The sequence below is a fragment of the Caulobacter sp. GW821-FHT09B11 genome, assembly GCF_059418205.1.
In genome coordinates this window covers 1-21,873 of the sequence record NZ_JBWKPK010000030.1, presented here as the reverse complement: position 1 = coordinate 21,873, position 21,873 = coordinate 1, and the positions used below count along the sequence as shown (strand labels likewise).

Genomic DNA, 21,873 nt, shown 5'->3' with positions numbered 1-21,873 from the left:
ATGACCGACACCCTCTCGCCGCCCGACGGCTCGCCGAAAAGCGCGTCGAAGACCAAGCCGGTCCGCTTCAGGACCGAGCGCGACTACATGGACCTCGTGCCGGTGCACGTTGTCTGGGAAGTCACCCTGGCCTGCAATCTCAAGTGCCAGCACTGCGGCTCGCGGGCCGGGCGGCCCCGGCCGGACGAGCTGAACACCGAGGAAGCGCTCGACCTGATCGACCACCTGGCGGCCCTGGGCACGCGCGAGATGACCCTGATCGGCGGCGAGGCCTATCTGCGCCGCGACTGGATCGAACTGATCCGCAGGAGCCGCTCGCACGGCATCCGCACCGCCATCCAGACCGGCGCCCGAAACCTCACAGACAAGCGGCTGGACGAGGCGGCGGATGCGGGCCTGCAGGGCATCGGCGTGTCGATCGACGGCCTGCCCGAACTGCATGATCGGGTGCGCGGCGTGCCCGGCTCCTACGACCAGGCGATCAGCGCCCTGCAACGGGCCAAGGCCCGGGGCCTGGCGGTATCGGTCAACACCCAGATCGGCGCCGAGACCGCCCGGCACCTGCCCGAACTGATGGAGCGGATCATCGCCGCCGGGGCCACCCACTGGCAGATCCAGCTGACCGTGGCCATGGGCAACGCTGTCGACAATCCGGACCTGCTGCTCCAGCCCTATCAGCTGCTGGACGTCATGCCCCTGCTGGCGCGCCTCTATCGCGAGGGGCTGGAGCGCGGCCTGCTGATGATCGTCGGCAACAATGTCGGCTATTTCGGCCCATACGAGCGGATGTGGCGCGGGCTGGGCGACGACACCGACCACTGGACCGGCTGCGCCGCCGGCCAGGGCGGCATCGGCATCGAGGCCGACGGCACGATCAAGGGCTGTCCGTCCCTGGCCACCTCGCTCTACGCCGCCGGCAACGTGCGCGAGATGAGCATCGAGGACATCTGGCGCTACAGCGAGAAGATGGCCTTTGGCCGCGTGCGCGACGTCGAGGAGCTCTACGGCTACTGCCGCACCTGCTACTACGCCGACGTCTGCCGGGCCGGCTGCACCTGGACCTCGGAGTCGCTGCTGGGCAAGCGCGGCGACAATCCCTACTGCCATCACCGGGTGCTCGACCTGGCCAAGCACGGCTGGCGCGAGCGGGTTACCAAGATCAAGGACGCCCCGCCCGACAGCTTCGCCGTAGGCGAGTTCGCCCTGGTGCGCGAACCCATCCCCGGCGCCCAGACCATCCCCCTGCCCGTCCGCGACCCGGCCGCCGTGCACGTGCACCATCGCGAGCGCTCGGAAGCCGGCGGCGCCCTGCCGCCCAGGCTGACCGTCTGCCGGTCCTGCGACCAGTACGTCTGGCCCCACGAGACCGACTGCCCGCACTGCGCCGCCGACATCGAACAGGTCGAACGCCAGCACGCCGACGCCTCCCAACGCCGCCAGGCGCTGATCGAACAGGCCCAGCGCCTGCTGGCGGGAATTCGGGAAGGCGCCTGATCCCTCTCCCGCAAGGGGAGAAGGAACGGCTGAATGAATTCACCGCCCCGCGGCGCACGCCGTCCTGGCCAGATCGTAGGCGGCGAACCCCTGCTCCTTGCCGGCGGCGTCGCGCATGACGATGCTCCAGGACAGCTTGTCGGCCTTGTGGGTCCAGCGATTGACGAAGCCGGCCTCGCCATAGGGATAGATGACCTCGAAGCCGTCCGGACCCACCTTGCCGAGCCCCTGGGAGGCCCCGTCGCCGCCGAAACTGTCCGCCCACAGGCCGACGATCGCGGCCGGCTCGCCCGCCTTGGTCGTGCGCCCGCCGAACAGCAGGTGGGCGGCGTAGGCGTCGGCCGGGTCGGCCTTGGCGCGGCTGTCGGCCTCGACCAGCATCATCGCGCCGCCGGCCACGGGCTTGACCGACAGGGCGATGGTTACAGGCTTGCCCATCACTGCCCCCTCGCCGCTCCAGCATCCGGCCAAGGCCTTCACCTCGGCCGGCGGGCCAACGGGCGGCTCTTCAGCCATGGCGACGCCGCTCGAAAGCGCCGAACACAGCGCCCAAGACAGCGCCAAGCCCAGAACCGAAACTCTCATGCCACTACCCCACCTGACGCCGGCCCCCGCCGGCGCGCTCGCGCCTGAATGGCAGATTCTCGCGCCCCGTCGCCACGGCGACGATCAAATCCTTGAACCGCAACCGCCGGCGCTCTTAAACGAGGCGTTCCTTCCCGTGCTCACGAGTCCCGCCGCCATGGACGAAAAGACCCGCCTGATCCGTTCGGGCCTGCAGGCCCAGTCGCTGGCGCGGACCGTCAACCCGCCGATCCAGCGCGGCTCGACCGTGCTGCTGCCCAACGCCGCCTCGCTGTACGACGACAGCCAACTGACCTACGGCATCACTGGCCTGTCCTCGCCCGCCGCCCTGCAGGCGGCCCTGGCCGAACTGGAGGGCTCGCCGGACGTGACGCTCTACCCATCGGGCCTGGCGGCGATCACCGGGGCGATGATGGCGGTGCTCAAGGCCGGCGACGACGTGCTGGTGGTCGATAGCGCCTACAAGCCCACGCGCCGGTTCTGCGACCGCTTCCTCACCCGCTTCGGCGTCACGACCCGCTATTACGACCCCGCCCTGGACGCCGACGCCCTGATCGCCCTGGCAGGCCCGAAGACGCGGCTGATCCTGCTGGAGGCCCCGGGCTCCCTGACCTTCGAGATGCAGGACGTGCCGGCCATCGCCGCGGCCGCCAATGCGCGCGGCATCCTGACCCTGATCGACAACACCTGGGGCGCGGGCCTGCTGTTCAAGCCGCTGGCGCACGGGGTGACCATCAGCGTCCAGGCCCTGACCAAATATGTCGGCGGCCATTCGGACTGCTTCATGGGCAGCGCCACGACCATGGACCCGATGATCGGCGACGAACTGGGCAACGCCATGTGGGACGTGGGCTGGTCGGTGTCGCCCGATGACGCCTACGCCATGCTGCGCGGCCTGCGCACCCTGGCCACGCGGATGCCGCGCCACGAGCAGAACGGCCTGGCCGTGGCCCGCTGGCTGCAACAGCGTCCGGAGGTGGCCCGCGTGCTGCACCCCGCCCTGCCCGAGGATCCCGGCCACGCGATCTGGAAGCGCGACTTCAGCGGCGCCTGCGGCCTGTTCGGCGTGGTGCTGAAGCCGGCCTCGCAGAAATCGGTGCACGCCTTCCTCGACGCCCTCACCCTGTTCGGCCTCGGCTTCTCCTGGGGCGGCTTCGAGAGCCTGGCGATCCACTGCGACCCGCAGCTGAAGAGCCGCTCGACGCCGCTGAACCTGGAAGGACCGCTGCTGCGCCTGCACATCGGGCTTGAGGATCCGGCCGACCTGATCGCTGACCTGGAACGCGGCTTCGCGGCGCTGAAGGCGGCCTGACGGGCGCAAGGATCCGTCCGCGCACCGCTTGCTTTCCGCGCCGCAACAATCGCCACAGCTTCGCCGCAAACAAGGCGCGACTGCGGCCAAATCGCTGAATCTGCTGCTCGTTTCAGCAGATCGGGAGCTTGACCACGCCTCGCGAAACGTGACCGTGGTTATATTTCCTTCGCATCGCAACCCATTGCCTGGGTGAGGGTTCTTCGCGCGAAAGGACCCTCGATGGACATACGCCTCGCCGACCGGCTTCCGCCTTGCAACATTCCCCACGAGGCGACGCCGGACGCCTGGCTGCCGCAGGAATCCGAACTCGACATGCCCGTGCGGCCGCTGTCGGCCCCGCCCTCGCGGCGACGGCTGGCGCGCTCTCGCCAGCGGCGGCGGCTGGCTCTGGCCGCCTTCACCCTGCTGTCCTTCGGGTTCGGCCTGACGACCATGCTCGACGCCTTCGTGGGCGGCGGCGTCACCCCGCTGGAGTGGATCGACGCGCTGCTGGTCGCCGCGCTGCTGGCCTGGACCGGCTTTTCCTGCGCCGCAGCCCTGGGCGGCTTCCAGCTGGCGCTGAACCCCGACAGCTGGGAGCGGCGGCTGGACGATCCGCCGCCGCACCTGCGCAAGCGCGTCGCCCTGCTGGCCCCGATCTACAACGAGGACGTGGCGGCGGTCTTCGCCCGGATCGAGGCGATGCGGACCGATCTCGACCGCGAGCGGCTGTCCTCGACCTTCGACGTCTTCGTGCTGAGCGACACCCGCGATCCCGACATCGCCGAGGCCGAGCGCCGCGCGGTGCTGGCCGCCCGCGCCGGCCCCTCGCCCACCCGCCTCTATTACCGGCGCCGCGAGGCCAACACCGACCGCAAGACCGGCAACTTGGCCGACTGGGTCCGTCGGTTCGGCGGCGCCTACGAATGCATGGCGGTGCTCGACGCCGACAGCCTGATGAGCGCCCGTTCGCTGCGCCGCATGGCCGGGGCGATGGAGAGCGACCCGACGCTGGGCGTGCTGCAGGCCGGCTCGACCATCGTCGGCCGGAGCACCCTGTTCGGCCGCGCCGAGCAGTTCGCCGCCTGGGCCTATGGGCCGCTGGCGACCTGGGCTCTGGCCTGGTGGAGCGGCGCCGAGGCCAACTATTTCGGCCACAACGCCATGATCCGCACCAAGGCCTTCGGCGAGTGCTGCGGCCTGCCGCACCTGCCGGGCAAGGCGCCGTTCGGCGGCGCGATCCTCAGCCACGACTTCGTCGAGGCCGCCCTGCTGCGCCGCGGCGGCTGGGCCGTGCGCATGGCCCCGACGCTGGAGGACGTGCACGAGGAAGCCCCGCCCACCCTGTCCGACATGCTGGTGCGCGACCGCCGCTGGAGCCAGGGCAACCTGCAGCACTTAGGGATACTCGGCGTGAAGGGCCTGCACCCGGTCAGCCGCCTGCACCTGCTGCGCGGTGCCCTGGCCTATGCGCTGGCGCCGGTCTGGCTGCTGCTGGTGGTGCTGAGCGCCCTGCTGGCGGCATTCCCCGTGCTGGGCGGCGCGCGGGAGGAACTCTTTCTCGAAGAGGGCGCCGGCGCGGCCTTCGCCGTGTCGCTGGGCTTCCTGGCCGCGCCCAAGCTGCTGGCGGTGATCCTGGCCTGCAAGGAGGGGCGCGCCGACGGCTTCGGCGGCGCGCGGCGCCTGTGGGCCTCGGTGGCGCTGGAGACCGTGCACTCGACCCTGACGGCGCCCACGGTGCTGTTCGGTCACGCCCGCTGCCTGCTCGACATCCTGGCCGGCCGCGATTCCGGCTGGGCCGCCCAGCGCCGCGACGCCGACTCCACGGCCTGGCGCGAGGCCCTGCGGCGGCACGCGCCGGAGATGGTCGCCGGCCTAGGGCTGCTGGCCTGCGCGGCGATAGCCGGCCCCTCTCTGGGGATCTGGATCCTGCCGGCGGCGATCGGCCTGCTGATCGCCCCAGCTGCCTCGGTGCTGACCGGCAGCGCGCGCTGGGGCGCAGCCTTGCGCAAGCGGGGCCTGCTGGTCGCGCCTTGCGAGCTTTCGCCCTCGCGTCTGCTGCGCGAGGCCTATGGCCGCGCGGCCGGTCCGCAGCCGCGTCGCCGCGAGGACGAAGAAAGGGCGGCCGCCATGGCGGCCGCCTGAGCCCTTAGGCCCGGATCGCCTCAACCTCTATCTGGGCTTCGATCTGGGCCAGTTCCGGCGTCCAGCGCAGGTCCTGAGCGCGGCGGGCGACGGCGCCGATGACGATCAGGACCGGCCCGCCGGTTCCGCCGGCCAGCAGTTGCGGCAGCGTGTCGAGGCGGCCGGTGCGCAGGGCCGCGGCCGGATCGCCGGCCCGTTCAACCACCAGGGCCGGGGTGCTGGGCGAACGACCGGCCGCGATCAGGCGGCGGCCAAGTTCCGCGGCGGCCTCCCCGCCCATGTAGACGGCGACCGTGGCCTCGGGATCCGAGGCGGCGGCCCAGTCTTCGATGACGTCGCCGCTGCCGACCCGGGCCGTGGTGAAGATCACCCGCCGGGCCTCGCCGCGATGGGTGAGCGGGAAGTTGAACTGGGCGGCGGCGGCGCTGGCGGCGGTGACGCCGGGCACGACCTCGACCGAGACGCCATGCGCACGGAGAAACTCGGCCTCTTCGCCCACCCGGCCAAACACCGAAGGATCGCCGCCCTTCAGCCGCACCACGCGCAGGCCGCGACGGGCCAGGCGCAGCATCAGGCGGTTGATCGCCTCCTGCTTCATACTGGGCCGGCCCGAACGCTTGCCGGTGAGGATCCGTACGCAACCGGCCGGGGCCAGGGCGATGGCCTCGTCCGAGACCAGGGCGTCATAGAGCAGCGCCTGGGCGCTCTCGACCGCTCGGGCCGCGCGCAGGGTCATCAGGTCGACCGGACCCGGACCGGCGCCGACCAGCAGGACGTCTCCAAGATTGGCGTCACGCATCGGCGGTCTCCTTGGCCTTGAGGGAAGCGGCGGCGATCATCCGGGCGATCTCCGGACGGCACGAACCGCAATTGGTTCCGGCGCCGGTGGCCGCGCCGACCGCGTCAGCGGAGGCCGCGCCGGCGGCGATGGCGGCGTCGACGGCCTTGGCGCCCACCTTCAGGCAGGCGCAAACCATCGGCCCCTTGTCGACCGGCGCGCCGGGCGGACGGCCGATCAGCAGCGACGAGCGGTCCTGCGCGGACAACTGGTCCAGCGCGAACAGATCCGCCAGCCAGTCGCGCGGCGGCAGGCGCCCGGCGGCGGTCTGGAACAGTACGGCGACCAAGCGGCCGTCCTCGATCCAGGCCTCGCGACGCGAGCCGGCGCCGGCGTCCTCGAACATCGTGGTCTCGCCCGTCAGGCCCTTGGTCAGGCGCTTGCGCAGGGCCTCGCGTTCGGAGGCGTCGCCCCGGCCGGCGAACTCGTGCAGCTGGGCGGCGTCCTGCGGGATGCGCCGCCAGACCAGATCGAGATTGGCCGGCGCGGCGATGCTGTCGCGGGTCAGGAAGAAGCCCTTCCAGGTCTCTCGATAGGGCCGCGCCCGAGCGGGCGTGTGCTTGAATTCCGGCTGGCCGGAGGTGGGGTCGAGGTTCGGCGCGATCAGGTGATTGGACTTGCCCGACGGCGCGAAGGCGTCGGTCCAGTGCATCGGCATGAACAGGCCGCCGGGCCGCTGGCGGTCGGTGACCTTGGCCAGGGCGACGGCCTCGCCGCGCACGGTGGAGATGCGGGTCAGGGCGCCGTCCTTGATCCCGGCGGCTTCGGCGTCGCGCGGATGGATCTCGACGAAGGGCTCGGGCGCATGACGGCAGAGGTCTGGAGCCAGGCCCGTGCGGGTCATGGTGTGCCACTGGTCGCGGATGCGGCCGGTGTTGAGCGACATCGGATAGGCGTCGCTGACGGCGTTGGCCGGCCCCTTGGGACGGACCGGGACCATGCGGGCGCGGGCGTCTGGGGTCTGGAAGCGGCCATCGACGAACAGGCGCGGCGTGCCCTCGCCGTCGCCGCGCACCGGCCACTGGATCGGCGTCATGGCGGCGTAGTCGTCGGGCGCCATGGCCGACAGGCCCGAGAGGTCGAGCAGGCGCGAGCCCTTGTTCTCGTAGGCCGTCAGGCGGGCCCACTCGCGGAAGATCGAGGCCTGGGACGGCCAGCCGAAACCGTCGAAGCCCATGCCCTGCGCGACGTCGGCCATGATCCGCCAGTCGGCGCGGGCCTGGCCCGGCGCGGGGAACAGGGCCCGCTGGCGTGAGATGCGGCGCTCGGAATTGGTGACCGTGCCGTCCTTCTCGGCCCAGGCCAGGGCCGGCAGCTTCACATGGGCGTAGGCCGTGGTGTCGGTCTCGACGCAGTCGGAGACGACGACGAACGGGCACGCCTCCAGCGCCTCGCGCACCGCGCCGGCGTCGGGCAGGCTGACGGCCGGGTTGGTGGCCATCACCCAGATCGCCTTGATCTTGCCCGACCGCACGGCCTCGAACATCTCGACGGCCTTGAGACCCGGCGCGCGGGCGGTGTTGGGCGCGCCCCAGAAGCGCGCGACGCGGTCGCGGTCTTCCGGCGCAAAGTCCATGTGGCCGGCCAGGGTGTTGGCCATGCCGCCCGTCTCGCGCCCACCCATGGCGTTGGGCTGGCCGGTGATCGAGAACGGGCAGGCACCCGGCTTGCCGATCCGGCCGGTGGCCAAGTGGGTGTTGATGATCGCCAGGCCCTTGGCCACGCCCTGGGCCGACTGGTTGGAGCCCATCGAGAACAGGCTGACCGTCTTCGGATAGGCCGCGAACAGGTCGTAGAAGGCCAGCAGGTCCTCGACCGCCAGGCCGCAATCGGCGGCGACGGCGGCGGGCGACTGGTCGTCCTGCGCCAGGGCCTCGCGGACGGCGTCGAAGCCGTTCACGTGCTCGCGGATGTAGTCGAGGTCGAGCTGGCCGCGACGGTCGAGCTCGGCCAGCAGGCCGTTCCACAGGCGCACGTCGGTCTGCGGCGCCAGGGCCAGATGCAGGTCGGCGCCCTCGGCGGTGTCGGTGCGGCGCGGGTCGATGACCACGTGCTTCTGGCCGCGGGCCTTGGCGGCCTCCAGGCGGCGGAACAGGATCGGGTGGGTCCAGGCGGCGTTGTGGCCGGCAAAGACCACGAGGTCGGCCTCGTCGAGATCCTCGTAGCAACCGGGCACCAGGTCGGCGCCGAAGGCCTGCTTGTGAGCGGCGACGGCCGAAGCCATGCAGAGACGGCTGTTGGTGTCGATGTTGCCCGAGCCGATGAAGCCCTTCATCAGCTTGTTGGCGACGTAGTAGTCCTCGGTCAGCAGCTGGCCGGAAACGTAGAAGGCGACGCTGCCTGGGCCATGGCGGGCGATGGTGTCGCGGAAGCGCTTGGCGACCAGCGACGTCGCTTCGCCCCAGGAGGCGACGCGGCCGTTGATCGTGGGCTCCAGCAAGCGTCCGCCGAGGCCGACCGTGGCCCCGAGCGCCGAGCCCTTGGAGCACAGCCGGCCGAGGTTGGCCGGATGCTGGCGGTCGCCCGACACGGCCAGGGCCCGGTCGGGTCCCGCAGCCCCCGCCACGCCGCAGCCGACGCCGCAGTAGGGGCAGGTGGTCCTGACCGTCGCGATGACGCCGGAGCCGTCGGCCATGCGATCAGTCCGCCATCACCGGCTGGGCCAGCAGGACGCGGCCGTCCTGCACCCGCACCGGCACCACCGGCGTACAGCCCTTGCCGGCGTCGGCGCCGGTGGGGTGGCCGGTCTTCAGGTCGATGACCCAGCTGTGCAGCGGACAGGTCACGCCGTGGCCGTGGACGATGCCCTGGCTGAGCGGTCCGTGCTTGTGCGGGCAGCGGTCGACCAGGGCGAAGACCTGGCCGTCGCTGGTGCGGAACACGGCCACGTCGCCCTGCGCCGTCGCCACCCGACGCGAGCCCCGCTCGGGGATGTCCGTGACGGCGCCGACGTCGTGCCAGGCCGGGTCGATGTCGAAAGTCTGGATCGTCATTCCGCAGCCATCCCCATCGGAAGCGTCGCCATCGGCTTGAATTCACCGGCCTCGACGCCGTGGCTGGCGCGCTCGGCCCACGGATCGACCTGAGCGGTCTCCTGCGACTTCACGAAGCGGGCGAAGAGCGCCGCGCGGTTGTCGAGGTCTTCGACGGTGGCGGCATGGATCGTTTCCAGGCCGATGCGGGCCATCCACTTGTAGATCCGCTCCAGGTACCAGCCGCCCTCGCGGTACATCTGCATAACCGCCGAGATCAGCTGGATCGCCTCTTCCTCGGTGGCGACCTTGGTCAGCAGCTGCGTGCCCTGGATGTGCAGACCGGCGGCGCCGCCGACATGGATCTCGTAGCCGCTGTCGACGCAGATCACGCCGATGTCCTTGCAGGTCGATTCCGCGCAGTTGCGGGGGCAGCCCGACACCGCCAACTTGACCTTGGCCGGCGCCCACGAGCCCCACATGAACTTCTCGAGCTTGATGCCCAGGCCCGTGGAGTCCTGGGTGCCGAACCGGCACCAGTCGCTTCCGACGCAGGTTTTCACCGTGCGCAGACCCTTGGCGTAGGCGTGGCCGCTGACCATGCCCGCGGCGTTGAGGTCGGCCCACACCGCCGGCAGGTCGTCCTTCTTGACGCCCAGCAGGTCGATACGCTGGCCGCCGGTCACCTTCACCGACGGGATGGCGTACTTGTCGGCGACGTCGGCGATGGCGCGCAGTTCGTCGGGCGTCGTCATGCCGCCCCACATGCGCGGGACGACCGAATAGGTGCCGTCCTTCTGGATGTTGGCGTGGACGCGCTCGTTGATGAAGCGCGACTGGCTGTCGTCCTTGTACTCGCCGGGCCAGGCGCACAGCAGATAGTAGTTCAGGGCCGGCCGGCACGAGGCGCAGCCGTCGGGCGTGGTCCATTCCATGGCCTGCATGACCGCGGGCATGGACTTCAGGTCCTGGGCCAGGATCGCCTCGCGCACCGCGCCGTGCGGGTGGTTCGTACACTTGCACATCGGCTTGGGGCCGGTCTGGACCTTGAAGCCGTCGCCCAGGGTCGCCCGGATGACCTGCTCGACCAGCGGCGTGCACGAGCCGCACGAGGCCGAGGCCTTGGTGACGGCGCGCACGTCGTCCAGGCTGGTCAGGCCCTGGGTGGTGATGGCGGAAGTGATCGCCCCCTTGCAGACGCCGTTGCAGCCGCAGATTTCCTGCGTATCGGGCATGGCCGCAACGGCCGCACTAGGGTCCAGGCCGGACAGACCCTCCGTGATCGCCTGGCCGAAGATGATCGTGTCGCGGATGTCGGCGACGTCGGTCCCGGCCTTCATCAGGTCGAAGTACCAGCCGCCGTCGGCGGCGTCGCCGAACAGCACCGCGCCGGCCACCTTGCCGCCCTCGATCACCACGCGCTTGTAGACGCCGCGGCCGGCGTCGCGGAACACGATGTCCTCGCAGCCCTCCCCGCCGGCGAACTTGCCCGCCGAAAACACGTCGACGCCCGAGACCTTCAGGCGCGTCGACAGCACCGAACCGGCATAGGCCCCTGCCCCGTCGGTCAGTTCCTCGGCCAGGGCGCGGCACATGTCCCAGATGGGGGCCACCAGGCCGTAGCAGTTGCCGCGGTGCTCGACGCATTCGCCGACCGAGAACACGGCCGGGTCGGAGGTGCGCATGGCGTCATCGACGATGATCCCGCGATTGACCTGCAGGCCGCTGGCCTTGGCCAACGTGGCGTTCGGACGGATGCCGACGGCCATCACCAGGATGTCGCAAGGCAGGGTGCGGCCGTCCTTCAGCTTCAGGCCCGTGACCTTGCCGTCCTCGCCGACGATCGCTTCGGAGTGGGCGCCGAGCACGGTCTCGACGCCGCGCTCCAGCAGGGCCTCGCGCAGCAGGTAGCCGGCGCTCTCGTCGAGCTGGCGCTCCATCAGCACGTCCATCAGGTGGACGACGGTGGCGCCCATGCCGCGACGGGCCAGGCCATAGGCGGCTTCCAGGCCCAGCAGGCCGCCGCCGATGACCACGGCGCGGGCGCCGGGCTTGGCCGAGGCGGCGATCATGGCGTCGACGTCGTCGAGGTCGCGGAAGGTGACCACGCCCGACAGGTCGGCGCCCGGCAGCGGCAGGCGGAACGGGTCCGAGCCGGTGGCCAGGATCAGCTTGTCGTAGGCGACTTCCAGGCCGCCCTCGGCGATCACCTTGCGCCCTTCCAGGTCGACCCCGGTGACCCAGCGGCCGGCATGCAGGGTGATGCCGTTGTCGCGGTACCAAGCCTCGTCGTTGATGACGATGTCGTCGAAGGTCTTCTCGCCCGCCAGCACCGGCGACAGCATGATGCGGTTGTAGTTGACCCGCGGCTCGGCGCCGAAGATCGAGATCTCGTAGCGCGAGGGATCGCGCTTGAGGATCTCTTCGACCGCCCGGCACCCGGCCATGCCGTTGCCGATGACGACCAGCTTTTCCTTGGTCATGACTTTGCTCACTTGGAAAAGAGGATCAGACGCGAACCGGCGCGGCTTCGGCGCCGTGCAGGGTCGGCCAGACGGCGCGCCAGCGGGCCTTGAGGCCGTGCAGGGCGAAGAGCGCGAACACGGCCAGGGCCGCGAAGCCGAGGAAGCCGATCTGGTAGTCGCCGGTCAGCTTCTTGGCGAGGCCGAGGGTCGAGGCCAGGTAGAAGCCGCCGATGCCGCCGGTCATGCCGATCAGGCCGGTCATGACGCCGATCTCCTTGCGGAAGCGCTGCGGGGCCAGCTGGAACACCGCGCCGTTGCCGGCGCCCAGGGCCAGCATCGAGAACATCAGCACCGCCAAGGCCAGCCAGTGCGAAGGCAGCTTGAAGCTGGCGACCGCCAGGCCGACGGCGGCCAGGGCGTAGACGACGCTCAGGGTCCGCACCCCGCCGAAGCGGTCGGCCAGGCCCCCACCCACCGGACGGATGAACGAACCGGCGAAGACGCAGGCGGCGGTGAAGAAGCCGGCGATCACCGGATCCAGGCCATATTCGGCGTTGAAGTAGATGGTCAGCGACGAGGCCAGGCCGACGAAGCCGCCGAAGGTGACGCCGTAGAGCAGCATCAGCCACCAGGCGTCCGGAACCCTCAGGACGTCGAGATACTCGGCCAGCTTCTTGGGCGCGGGCTGCTCGGGGGCGTCCTTGGCCAGCAGCATGTAGACGACGAAAGCCACGGCGAGGGGGATGGCGGCCAGGCCGATGACGTTCTGCCAGCCGAAGGTCTTGGCCAGCATCGGCGCGAACAGGGCGGCGAGCGCCGTGCCCGAGTTGCCGGCGCCGGCGATGCCCAGGGCCAGGCCCTGGTGCTCCTGCGGATACCAGCGCGAGGCCAGCGGCAGGGCGACGGCGAAGGAGGCGCCGGCCACGCCCAGGATCACGCCCAGGGCCAGGACCTGGTGATAGTTGTGCACGCCCAGCAGCCAGGCCGTGACCAGGCCGCCCAGCACGATCAGCTGGCCGAACATGCCGGTCTTCTTGGGACCGATGCGGTCGACCAGGATGCCGTTGACGAGGCGAAGCAGCGCGCCGGCCAGCACGGGGATGGCGACCATCAGGCCCTTCTGGGCCGGGTCGAGCCCGAAGTCCTTGGCGATGGCCACGCCCAGCGGGCCCAGGATCACCCAGACCATGAACGACAGATCGAAATAGAGGAACGCGGCGAACAGGGTCGGCGTGTGGCCGGCCTTGAGGAAGTCACGAGAGATCATGATGCGCCTCGGAGTGTTGCGTGTCTGCAAGAGCGAGGCGTCGTCGCCTCGTCGGGTGACCGCATCCGAGCGGTCGTCTCTGGCAGCCACGGACGCCGTTGTCCGAAGGCTTGAGCTAACAGAACAACGGTCCGGGGACGGATGTCACCAACCGAAAAGGCGCCGCCCTGCACAACGTCGCCACAGCATGATTGCTCAGCAAAAGGGCGCCGGCGGCGCCCAGGCATTGTGCAGATGCGAGAGGCGAAAGCGCCTCAGGCGCGCGTACGGCCGATCGAAAACCCAGCGGCGTAACGGCCGGCGAGGCGGGAATCGAAGCTCGGCCCCTCGAACAGCGGCGCCAGTTCCGGCGGGGCGTCGACGAAGACCTGGGCCGGATCGACGACCGGACCGGCGGTCAGGGCCGCGGCGCGGAACATGTCGGGGCGATAGACGGCGTCGGCCGCCGCCTCCAGATCAGCCTCGGCGCTGACCTGCCCCCAGCGCACCATCTGCGACAGGAACCACAGGGCGTGCTCGCGGCGCGGCAGGCCGGCGCCGTCGCGGTGGAAGACGATCTCGTCGCTGAGCGCCCGCGCCAGGGCCTCGGGCGCGACGCCGACGTGCTCCGGCCTGGCCAGCAGCGCGATCAGGTCCGGGCGGTTGGTCGGATCATCGGCCCAGGCCGAGGCGCGGATCAACGCCCGCAGCGCCGCCCTCAGCTCGTCGGGATAGTGGTGAGCCCAGGCCTCGGTGACGCCGAACACCTTGTCGGGACCGCCCGGCCAGAAGGCCGAGGCCGTGATCAGCACCTCGCCCAGGCCTTCGAGCACGGCCACGGCGTTCCAGGGCGCGCCGACGCAGAAGCCGTCGATGTCGCCGGCCCGCATCTGCTCGACCATGCGCGGCGGCGGGGTGACGACGAGGCGCACGTCGCGGTCCGGGTCGATCCCGGCCTCGGCCAGCCAGTAGCGCAGCTCGTAATTGTGCATCGAGTACGGGAAGACGACCGCGAAGGTCAGGGGCGGGAGCCCCTGCTCCGCCCGCTCGGCGATCACCCGGGCCAGGGCGCGGGCCGAGACCGGTTGATCCGTCATCGCGGCCGGATCGGCCGCGCGCATGGCGTCGGCCAGGGCGATCGAGACGGTGATGGCGCTGCCGTTGCGGTTCAGGGCCATGGGGGCGATCAGCGACGGCCCGACGTCGAGCGTCAGCCCGCCGGTCGCGCCGGCCGCCGCGGCCAGGGCCATCGGCGCCAGCATGTGGGCGCCGTCCAGCGCGCCGACGGCCACCTTGTCGCGGATCGTGGCCCACGAGGCCTCGCGGCTCAGCGCGACGTCGAGCCCCTCTTCGGCGAAGAAGCCAAGGGACCTGGCCACCACCAGGGGCGCGCAGTCGGTCAGCGGAATGAAGCCCAGCTTCAGATCGGCGAGCCCGCTCACGAGGCGTCCCCCTTCAACACCCCCGCGAAAGCCAGCAGATCGGCCGCGATCGCGCCGATGGGCTTGCCGCGGTCCATGGCCAGCTTGCGCAGCAGGCGATAGGCGCCGTCCTCGTCGAGGCCGCGCTCCTTCATCAAGAGGCCCTTGGCCCGCTCGACTGTCTTTCGGGCTTCAAGGTCGGCCTTCACCTTGGCCAGGTCCCCGCGAAGCTGCTGGGTCAGGGCGAAGCGGCTCATGGCCACGTCGAGGATCGGCCGGACGCGCGCCGGCGCCAGGCCGTCGACGACATAGGCCGCCACGCCCGCCCGCACGGCCTGTTCGGCCAGTCCCGGCTCAGAGCGGTCGACGAACATCACCACGGGGCGCGGATTGGCCTGGCTGGCCTCGCGCAGGCTTTCCAAGGTGTCGCGATCGGGGCTTTCGGCGGCGATCACCACCACGTCTGGCGCGAACTCGATCGCCTCGCGCTCGTCGAAACGGGCGGAACGACGGACCTCCAGCGGATGCACGCCCTCCAGCCCCTCGGCCACCAAGGCGGCGCGGGCCGGATCCGGATCGATGACGAGAACGCGCATGGCTATCGCCCTAAGGACCGCGACGGCGCGGGGGGAGCGTTTTGCGCCCATGGCCATGCTTGTACAGAGTTACGCTCAAGCATGAGGCGCCGTTGCACAGTGCTAGTGCAGATCAGGCTCGTCGCCTCTGCGACCAAGAGTGGCGCCGGCCTAGTCGACAGCCAGGATAACGTCCGACGGCGCGATCAGGGCGTGGACGCCGGCCCCGGATTCGAAGGCCTCGGCCAGGTCCCGCGCCACCGTGGCGACCAGGGTCTTGCCCTCGGCCAGGGCGACCACGACCTCGCTGGCCGCCTCGCCATCCTCTCGGTCGAGAACGACGCCCGACAGCAGGTTGTCGCCGGACGCGGCGGGCGGCTGGGCGTGGAGGCGCACGAAGCTCGACTTGATCAGAGCCACGGCGGGCCGCCCGACGGCCAGGCCCAGCTCCTCGGCGCTGCGGCGAGTGATCACCGAGGCGATCTCCAGTCCGCCTCCCAGCGCCAGGCGGACCTCGACCGTCACCCCGGCGGGGGTCAGGGCCACGACGGTTCCGCGCAGGGCGTTGCGGGCGCTGGTGCGCAGGCCCAGGCTCCAGAAGAGGTCGGCGCCGTCTTCGGACGCCAGGCCCGCCTCCAGCCGCGACAGGGCCGCCCCGACCTCGCGCTCCATGTCGCGGAAGGCCTTGATGACCGCGTGGCCGCGGGCGGTGACCTGGGCCGCGCCGCCGGACTTGCCGCCGGCGCTGGCGGCGATCAGCGGCGCGTCGAACAGGTTGTTGAGCGCCTGCACGGCGTCCCAGGCGCCCTTGTAGCTGAGGCCCAGGCGCTTGGCGGCGGCGCTGATCGAGCCCAGCTCGGCCACCGCCTCGACCAGGGCGATGCGCTCCAGCCCGACACGGGCCAGCGCCCCGCGCCGCAGGATCAGGCTGGCGCTCAGATCGCCCGCTTCGCTCATCGAGACGCCTTTCGACTCCGTTCGCCCGCTTGTCGCCCGGCCGCTGACGAAAAAACAGTCTGACGCCGCTCGAAAGCTCGTTATGAAGTCGAGTTACATAACCTGATCGAGATCCGCATGTCGCTCGCCCGCCGCCCCCTGCTCGCCGCCATCGTGGCCGGAGCGCTGTCGCTGGTCGCCGGCGCGGCCTACGCGGGCGAGACAAAGGTGGCGGTGGCCGCCAACTTCACCGAACCGGCCAAGGCCATCGCCGCCCAGTTCGAGAAGAAGACGGGTCACAAGGCGACGCTCAGCTTCGGTTCGTCGGGCCAGTTCTACGCCCAGATCGCCAACGGCGCGCCCTACGAGGTCTTCCTGTCGGCCGATGTCGAGCGGCCGCAGAAGGCGCAGACCGACGGCCTGGCCGTGCCCGGTTCGCGGTTCACCTACGCCACCGGCCGCCTGGTGCTGTGGAGCAAGATCCCGGGCCTGGTCGACGGCAAGGGCGCGGTGCTGGCCAAGGGGAATTTCCAGAAGCTGTCGATCGCCGATCCCAAGGCCGCGCCCTACGGCCTGGCGGCGGTCGAGACCCTGACCAAGCTCAAGCTGCAAGACGCCCTGAAGCCGAAGATCGTCACCGGGTCGTCGATCACCCAGGCCTATCAGTACGTCCAGACCGGTGCGGCGGAACTGGGTTTCGTGGCCCTGTCGCAGGTGATCGACGACAAGGGCGGCTCGCGCTGGATCGTGCCCAAGGCCGACCACACCCCGATCGACCAGCAGGCGGTGCTGCTGAAGACCGGCGAGAACAGCGAGGCGGCAAAGGCGTTCCTGGCCTTCCTGAAGAGCCGCGAAGCCAAGGCGATCATCCGTCGCTACGGCTACGAGGTGCGCTGACGGCCATGGTCGAGGTCGTCTGGCTGACCCTGAAGCTGGCCGCGGTCGTCACCGTGCTGCTGCTGGCGCTGTCGACGCCGCTGGCCTGGTGGCTGGCGCGGGGCAAGTCGGCGCTGAAGCCGGTGGTCGGCGCCCTGGTCGCCCTGCCGATCGTGCTGCCGCCGACGGTGCTGGGCTTCTACCTGCTGATCGCCCTGGGACCGAAGAGCCCGCTGATGCTTCTGCTGGCGCCGTTCGGGGTGCGGACCCTGGCCTTCACCTTCGAGGGGCTGGTGATCGGCTCGCTGGTCTACTCCCTGCCCTTCGCCGTGCAGCCGCTGCGCAACGCCTTCCTGGCCATCGGCGACGAGCCGCTGGAAGCGGCCGCGACGCTGGGCGCCGGCAAGGTGGCGACCTTCTGGCGAGTGGCCCTGCCGCTAGCCCTGCCCGGCTACGCCGTGGCCGCCCTGCTGGCCTTCGCCCACACGATCGGCGAGTTCGGAGTGGTGATGATGCTGGGCGGCGGCATTCCGGGCGAGACTCAGGTGCTGTCGATCGAGATCTACCGCCTGGTCGAGAGCCTGGAGTGGGACAAGGCCCATCAGCTTTCTGCCCTGCTGCTGGCCTTCGGCTTCCTGGCGGCGCTGACCCTGCTGCTGCTGGAACGGCGACGGAGCGCTCCGGCCTGAACGGGCGTTTCCCTATTTGGCACGCGGACGCTGGGCGACCGCTACGCCTGTGCTATTGACGCGCCTTCGCCCCTCTCGGCCGCTTTCGAGTTCCATCGCGCATGTCCGATCCCGCCGCTCCGAACACCGGTTCCGACGACGACGCCCCCAAGGTCGAGGAGACCGTGGAAGCGGTCGCTCCTGAAACGGAAGAGGCCGAGGCGCCGCCCGCGACGACGGAAGCGCCCGCCCCCGCCCCGCGCGTTCCGATCTGGAAGCAGCGGCCTTGGCAGATCGGCGCCGGCGTCTTCGTGCTGGCCATCGTCGCGGTCGTGACCTGGCTCCTGTGGTCGCTGCCGCTGGGCCGGGCCCTGGAGCCGGCCAGCAACCCGACCATGGTGCTGATGGCCTCGGACGGCACGCCGATCGCGCGGCGCGGCTCGTACAAGGAAGCCCCGATCGAGGCCTCGAAGCTGCCGGCCTATGTGCCGGGGGCCTTCATCGCCATCGAGGACCGGCGCTTCTATTCGCACATGGGCATCGACCCGAAGGCCATCGCCCGCGCCGTGGGCGCCAACGCCAAGGCCGGCGGGGTGTCCGAAGGCGGCTCGACGATCACCCAGCAACTCGCCAAGAACGCCTTCCTCAGCAACGACCGCAATCTTCGCCGCAAGGCGCAGGAGGCGCTGATCGCCCTGTGGCTGGAGGCCCGGCTCTCCAAGGAAGAGATCCTGTCGCGCTACCTGTCGGCGGTCTATTTCGGCGAAGGCGCCTTCGGGCTGCGGGCCGCGGCCCGGCACTATTTCGACACCACGCCCGAGCAGCTCAGCGTCGGCCAAGCCGCCATGCTGGCCGGCATGGTCAAGGCCCCCTCGCGCCTTGCCCCCACCGAGAACTTCGAAGGCGCCCGCGAGCGGATGGACGTCGTGCTGGGCGCCATGGTCGAGACCGAGGTGATCACGCAAGGACAGGCCGACAAGGCCAAGCGCGACATCCGTCCGATCCCGCCGCGCGACAAGCTGCCGACCGGCTCGTACTTCGCCGACTGGGTGTTCCCGCAGGCCCGCGCCGCCTATGACGCCCGCTATGGCGAGACCATCGTCAAGACGACCCTGGACGCCAAGCTGCAGGCCAAGGCCGAGAAGATCCTCAACGACGCCATCGCCCGCGACGGCAAGGTGCTGAACGTCACCCAGGGCGCGATCGTGGCCATGCGCACCGACGGCCGGGTCGTCGCCATGGTCGGCGGCCGCGACTACAAGGCCAGCCAGTTCAACCGCGCCGACGCCGGTCGCCAGCCGGGCAGCGCCTTCAAGCTGTTCGTCTACCTGGCCGCCATCCGCCAGGGCATGACCCCGACCTCGCCGATCCTCGACGCGCCGGTCGACGTGCGCGGCTGGAGCCCGAAGAACCACGAGGGCAAGTACGCCGGCCGCGAAGTGCCGCTGATCACCGCCTTCGCCGGCTCGTCCAACGTGGCGGCCGTGCGCCTGGCCCAGCAGGTCGGCCGCAAGGCCATCGTCGCCACGGCCCGCGACCTGGGCGTCACCGAACCGATCCCCGACGACCTGACCCTGGCGCTGGGCACCGGCCCGATGAGCCTGGTGCAGCTGACCAGCGCCTACGCCGCCATCGCCGCCGGCGAGACCCCGGTCGTGGCCCACGGCCTGGCCGACTGGAAGCCGTCGAAGAAGCCCCGCGCCCTCTCCAAGGCCGAACTGGCCGGCATGCGCGACCTGCTGCGCTCGGCCGTGCACCGCGGCACCGGCGTCGAGGCCGCCATCCCCGGCGCCTTCGGCAAGACCGGCACGACGCAGGGCTACCGCGATGCGATCTTCGTCGGCTATGTCGGCGACCTGGTCATCGGCGTCTGGGTCGGCAACGACGACAACAGCGCCATGAACGGCGTTGTCGGCGGCGGCCTGCCGGCCAAGATCTGGAAGGCCTTCGCCCTGTCGGCCACCGGCGGCGCGCCCAAGCCGGTCGAGGACGACGCGACCACAGCCGCCGAGGATCCGAGCCTGGCCGACCCGCTGATCGGTCCCGACGGCCTGCCGATCGCCCCCGCCGCTGAGCCGGTCGAGGGCGAGGTTCCGACGGATCCGACAGCTCCTGCATCGCCGGCGCCCGTGCCGGTTCCGGCTCCGGCGGCTCCTGCCCCGGCGGCCGAGCCGCGCGGCCCTACGCTCCCGTAATCCTCGGTCGTCATCCCGGACGGCCGCAGGCCGATCCGGGACCCAGGGGACTGGGCGCCGCGGTTGGATCCAGCGCCTTGGGGTCGCCGACGCTTTGCGGCCGCCCCTGGGTCCCGGCTCTACGCGCTGCGCGCTTCGGCCGGGATGACGGACTTTGAGAGCCGAACGAAAAGAGCGCCGGCTTACGCCGGCGCTCTTCGTCGTTTCGGGCTGTGTGGTGGTTTAGTTCAGGTCCAGCACCACCACCGACTTGGCCGGCAGGGTCGCCGTCAGGATGTCGCCCTTGATGGTCGCCCCCTTGAACTCGACCGGCTTGACGGCGTCGGGCTTGTCGAAGGTGTTGCGCGACGACATTTCGGGGCCGGTCAGGACGCGGCCCTTGGCGGTCTTGGCCGAAAGACCCGTCAGTTTCACCGAGATGGTCGCCGTCTTGTTCGGATCGACATTGGTCAGGGCCAGGTGGACCAGGCCGTCCACGCCCTTGCCGGCCGTGGCCGTGACGGCCGGGACCGACGACTTGCCGATGGTGTACTGCGGCGCATCGATCTCCAGCGGCAGGAAGGTCGCGCCCTGGAAGGGCTTGTAGAGGTCGAACACCCAGTAGGTGGGCGTCAGGACCATCTTGTCCTTGTCGGTCAGGATCATCGCCTGCAGCACGTTGACCATCTGGGCGATGGCGGCCAGGCGCACCCGGTCGGCGTGCTTGTGGAAGATGTTGAGGGTCGTGGCGGCCACCATGGCGTCGCGCATGGTGTTCTGCTGGTAGAGGAAGCCCGGCTCGGTGCCCGGCTCGACGTCGTACCAGACGCCCCATTCGTCGACATAGAGCCCGACCTTCTTCTCGGGGTCGTACTTGTCCATGATGGCGCTGTGCTTGGAGACCAGCTCCTCCATCTTCTCGGCCTGGACCAGGGTGTCGCCCCAGGCCTGCTCGTCGAACACGGTGGCCGAGCCCTTCTTGCCCCAGTCGCCCGTCGGGATGACGTAGTAGTGCAGGCTGAGCGCGTTCATGTTCTTGGCCGCGCCCTTCATCAGGACCTCGGTCCAGTCGTAGTCCTGGGCGTTGGCGCCGCTGGCCACCTTGACGGGGCGGTTGCCGCGCGGGGCGCGCACGAACTCGGCGAAGTTGCGGTAGAGGTTGGTGTAGTGCTCGGCCGTCATCTGGCCGCCGCAGCCCCAGTTCTCGTTGCCGACGCCGAAGAAGTCGACCTTCCAGGGCTTGTCGCGGCCGTTGGCGCGGCGCTCGTTGGCGATGGTCGACTGGGTGGGCGAGGTCAGGTACTCGAGCCACTGGCCCATTTCCTGCGGCGTGCCGGCGCCGACATTGCCGGCCAGATAGGTCTTGGCGCCGATCAGTTCGGCGAAGTCCATGAACTCGTGGGTGCCGAAGCTGTTGGGCTCCTCGACGCCGCCCCACAGGACGTTGACGCGGACGGGGCGCTTGTCGCGCGGGCCGATGCCGTCGCGCCAGTGGTAGTCGTCGGCGAAGCAGCCGCCCGGCCAGCGCACGACCGGCACCTTCAGGGCCTTCAGGGCCTCGACCACGTCCTTGCGGTAGCCCTTGATGTTGGGGATCTTGCTGTCTTCACCGACCCAGACGCCTTCGTAGATGCCGCGACCCAGGTGCTCGGCGAACTGGCCGTAGACCTCGGGCTGGATGACCGCGCCGGGCTGGTCGGCGCGCAGCGTCCCGCCGACCTTGGTCTGGGCGCCGGCCGCGCCGGCCGCCAGCAGCACCGCGGCGACGCCGCCCATCAGGGCGTGCTTCAGCATCTTCGAGTTCACTTGATTTCTCCCTCTGGTCGCCACGCGGCTCGGTCGCACGGGTGGCGACACGGCACGTTGTTATTTGTCTGAGTATACTTGGCGGCGTGGAGCGTCAATCGAGGCGGGGGTTGTGCGGGGGCCAGCAATACAACGACATAGTCGGTGCACGGCGCTTCGGGGCTTGTCGGATGATTGGGAGCGTCCTTCTCCCCTTGCGGGAGAAGGTGGCGGAACCTCCCCCTGTGGGGGAGGCGGTCGCGTAGCGACCGGAGGGGGGAGTTGGTGCGGGATTTTCCAACACCTCGAAAGCTGAAAACATCCCCCCACCGGCCTTCGGCCGCCTCCCCCACAAGGGGAGGTTCCCCCTCAGTCGCTCCGCGACAGCTCCCCCAGAGG

16 protein-coding genes are annotated in these 21,873 nt (G+C 70.5%); 6 read left to right on the top strand and 10 right to left on the bottom strand.

Annotation, left to right across the window (positions count from 1 at the left end; all coding sequences use genetic code 11):
- Positions 1-1,494 carry a GDL motif peptide-associated radical SAM/SPASM maturase gene (locus AC07N1_RS19895; RefSeq protein WP_494673362.1) on the top strand — a complete coding sequence of 498 codons (1,494 nt, stop codon included), beginning with the start codon at positions 1-3 and terminating at the stop codon, positions 1,492-1,494.
- 39 nt (positions 1,495-1,533) lie between these two features.
- On the opposite strand, the gene AC07N1_RS19890 is transcribed toward AC07N1_RS19895, so the two are convergent.
- A complete protein-coding gene (locus AC07N1_RS19890) occupies positions 1,534-2,079 on the bottom strand; it encodes a hypothetical protein (protein ID WP_494673361.1) in 546 nt (181 codons plus the stop codon).
- A 157-nt stretch (positions 2,080-2,236) separates the two neighbouring features.
- On the opposite strand from AC07N1_RS19890, the gene metC reads away from it, so the two are divergent.
- Both metC and mdoH read left to right on the top strand, forming a co-directional pair.
- Positions 2,237-3,391, top strand: a complete 1,155-nt coding sequence (metC, locus tag AC07N1_RS19885) for a cystathionine beta-lyase (protein WP_494673360.1) — start codon at positions 2,237-2,239, stop codon at positions 3,389-3,391.
- A gap of 222 nt (positions 3,392-3,613) precedes the next feature.
- Positions 3,614-5,518, top strand: a complete 1,905-nt coding sequence (mdoH, locus tag AC07N1_RS19880; RefSeq protein ID WP_494673359.1) for a glucans biosynthesis glucosyltransferase MdoH — start codon at positions 3,614-3,616, stop codon at positions 5,516-5,518.
- 4 nt (positions 5,519-5,522) lie between these two features.
- Here mdoH and cobA read toward each other — a convergent pair whose 3' ends face one another.
- The 8 genes from cobA to AC07N1_RS19840 form a co-directional block, all read right to left on the bottom strand.
- Positions 5,523-6,317, bottom strand: coding sequence for a uroporphyrinogen-III C-methyltransferase (gene cobA / locus AC07N1_RS19875; RefSeq protein ID WP_494673358.1), 795 nt, complete (start codon positions 6,315-6,317; stop codon positions 5,523-5,525).
- The gene (locus tag AC07N1_RS19870; RefSeq protein ID WP_494673357.1) at positions 6,310-8,991 is read right to left on the bottom strand and encodes a molybdopterin-dependent oxidoreductase; all 2,682 of its coding nucleotides are present in this window, start codon (positions 8,989-8,991) and stop codon (positions 6,310-6,312) included. Before AC07N1_RS19870 ends, cobA begins: the two co-directional genes overlap by 8 nt.
- 4 nt (positions 8,992-8,995) lie before the next feature.
- Positions 8,996-9,349: a nitrite reductase small subunit NirD gene (gene nirD / locus AC07N1_RS19865; RefSeq protein WP_110121841.1), complete on the bottom strand. Its 354-nt coding sequence runs from the start codon at positions 9,347-9,349 to the stop codon at positions 8,996-8,998.
- Positions 9,346-11,811, bottom strand: coding sequence for a nitrite reductase large subunit NirB (nirB, locus tag AC07N1_RS19860; RefSeq protein WP_494673356.1), 2,466 nt, complete (start codon positions 11,809-11,811; stop codon positions 9,346-9,348). The genes nirD and nirB overlap by 4 nt, the downstream gene beginning before the upstream one ends.
- A 25-nt stretch (positions 11,812-11,836) precedes the next feature.
- A complete protein-coding gene (locus AC07N1_RS19855; RefSeq protein WP_494673355.1) occupies positions 11,837-13,060 on the bottom strand; it encodes a nitrate/nitrite transporter in 1,224 nt (407 codons plus the stop codon).
- 254 nt (positions 13,061-13,314) lie between these two features.
- Entirely contained in the window at positions 13,315-14,481 is a 1,167-nt protein-coding gene (locus tag AC07N1_RS19850) for a CmpA/NrtA family ABC transporter substrate-binding protein (protein ID WP_494673354.1), read from the bottom strand.
- Positions 14,478-15,056, bottom strand: coding sequence for an ANTAR domain-containing response regulator (locus AC07N1_RS19845; RefSeq protein WP_110121845.1), 579 nt, complete (start codon positions 15,054-15,056; stop codon positions 14,478-14,480). Before AC07N1_RS19845 ends, AC07N1_RS19850 begins: the two co-directional genes overlap by 4 nt.
- A 150-nt stretch (positions 15,057-15,206) precedes the next feature.
- The gene (locus AC07N1_RS19840; protein ID WP_494673353.1) at positions 15,207-15,992 is read right to left on the bottom strand and encodes a TOBE domain-containing protein; all 786 of its coding nucleotides are present in this window, start codon (positions 15,990-15,992) and stop codon (positions 15,207-15,209) included.
- Between the two features lie 117 nt (positions 15,993-16,109).
- Here AC07N1_RS19840 and modA point away from each other — a divergent pair, with 117 nt between their 5' ends.
- The 3 genes from modA to AC07N1_RS19825 all read left to right on the top strand — a co-directional run bounded on the left by modA (position 16,110) and on the right by AC07N1_RS19825 (position 19,710).
- On the top strand, positions 16,110-16,868 hold the full coding sequence (gene modA, locus AC07N1_RS19835) for a molybdate ABC transporter substrate-binding protein (protein WP_494673352.1): 759 nt from the start codon (positions 16,110-16,112) through the stop codon (positions 16,866-16,868).
- A gap of 5 nt (positions 16,869-16,873) precedes the next feature.
- Positions 16,874-17,536: a molybdate ABC transporter permease subunit gene (gene modB, locus AC07N1_RS19830; RefSeq protein ID WP_494673351.1), complete on the top strand. Its 663-nt coding sequence runs from the start codon at positions 16,874-16,876 to the stop codon at positions 17,534-17,536.
- A 101-nt stretch (positions 17,537-17,637) separates the two neighbouring features.
- Entirely contained in the window at positions 17,638-19,710 is a 2,073-nt protein-coding gene (locus tag AC07N1_RS19825; RefSeq protein WP_494673350.1) for a transglycosylase domain-containing protein, read from the top strand.
- Positions 19,711-19,932: 222 nt separating this feature from the next.
- Here AC07N1_RS19825 and AC07N1_RS19820 read toward each other — a convergent pair whose 3' ends face one another.
- Positions 19,933-21,483, bottom strand: a complete 1,551-nt coding sequence (locus AC07N1_RS19820) for an alpha-N-arabinofuranosidase (protein WP_494673404.1) — start codon at positions 21,481-21,483, stop codon at positions 19,933-19,935.
- Positions 21,484-21,873 lie beyond the last annotated feature (390 nt).

Bases quoted from the DNA above. Each gene is read 5' to 3' on its own strand.
- AC07N1_RS19895 (WP_494673362.1), top strand. From the start codon at position 1: ATGACCGACACCCTCTCGCCGCCCGACGGCTCGCCGAAAAGCGCGTCG.
- AC07N1_RS19890 (WP_494673361.1), bottom strand. From the start codon at position 2,079: ATGAGAGTTTCGGTTCTGGGCTTGGCGCTGTCTTGGGCGCTGTGTTCG.
- metC (WP_494673360.1), top strand. From the start codon at position 2,237: ATGGACGAAAAGACCCGCCTGATCCGTTCGGGCCTGCAGGCCCAGTCG.
- mdoH (WP_494673359.1), top strand. From the start codon at position 3,614: ATGGACATACGCCTCGCCGACCGGCTTCCGCCTTGCAACATTCCCCAC.
- cobA (WP_494673358.1), bottom strand. From the start codon at position 6,317: ATGCGTGACGCCAATCTTGGAGACGTCCTGCTGGTCGGCGCCGGTCCG.
- AC07N1_RS19870 (WP_494673357.1), bottom strand. From the start codon at position 8,991: ATGGCCGACGGCTCCGGCGTCATCGCGACGGTCAGGACCACCTGCCCC.
- nirD (WP_110121841.1), bottom strand. From the start codon at position 9,349: ATGACGATCCAGACTTTCGACATCGACCCGGCCTGGCACGACGTCGGC.
- nirB (WP_494673356.1), bottom strand. From the start codon at position 11,811: ATGACCAAGGAAAAGCTGGTCGTCATCGGCAACGGCATGGCCGGGTGC.
- AC07N1_RS19855 (WP_494673355.1), bottom strand. From the start codon at position 13,060: ATGATCTCTCGTGACTTCCTCAAGGCCGGCCACACGCCGACCCTGTTC.
- AC07N1_RS19845 (WP_110121845.1), bottom strand. From the start codon at position 15,056: ATGCGCGTTCTCGTCATCGATCCGGATCCGGCCCGCGCCGCCTTGGTG.
- AC07N1_RS19840 (WP_494673353.1), bottom strand. From the start codon at position 15,992: ATGAGCGAAGCGGGCGATCTGAGCGCCAGCCTGATCCTGCGGCGCGGG.
- modA (WP_494673352.1), top strand. From the start codon at position 16,110: ATGTCGCTCGCCCGCCGCCCCCTGCTCGCCGCCATCGTGGCCGGAGCG.
- modB (WP_494673351.1), top strand. From the start codon at position 16,874: ATGGTCGAGGTCGTCTGGCTGACCCTGAAGCTGGCCGCGGTCGTCACC.
- AC07N1_RS19825 (WP_494673350.1), top strand. From the start codon at position 17,638: ATGTCCGATCCCGCCGCTCCGAACACCGGTTCCGACGACGACGCCCCC.
- AC07N1_RS19820 (WP_494673404.1), bottom strand. From the start codon at position 21,483: ATGCTGAAGCACGCCCTGATGGGCGGCGTCGCCGCGGTGCTGCTGGCG.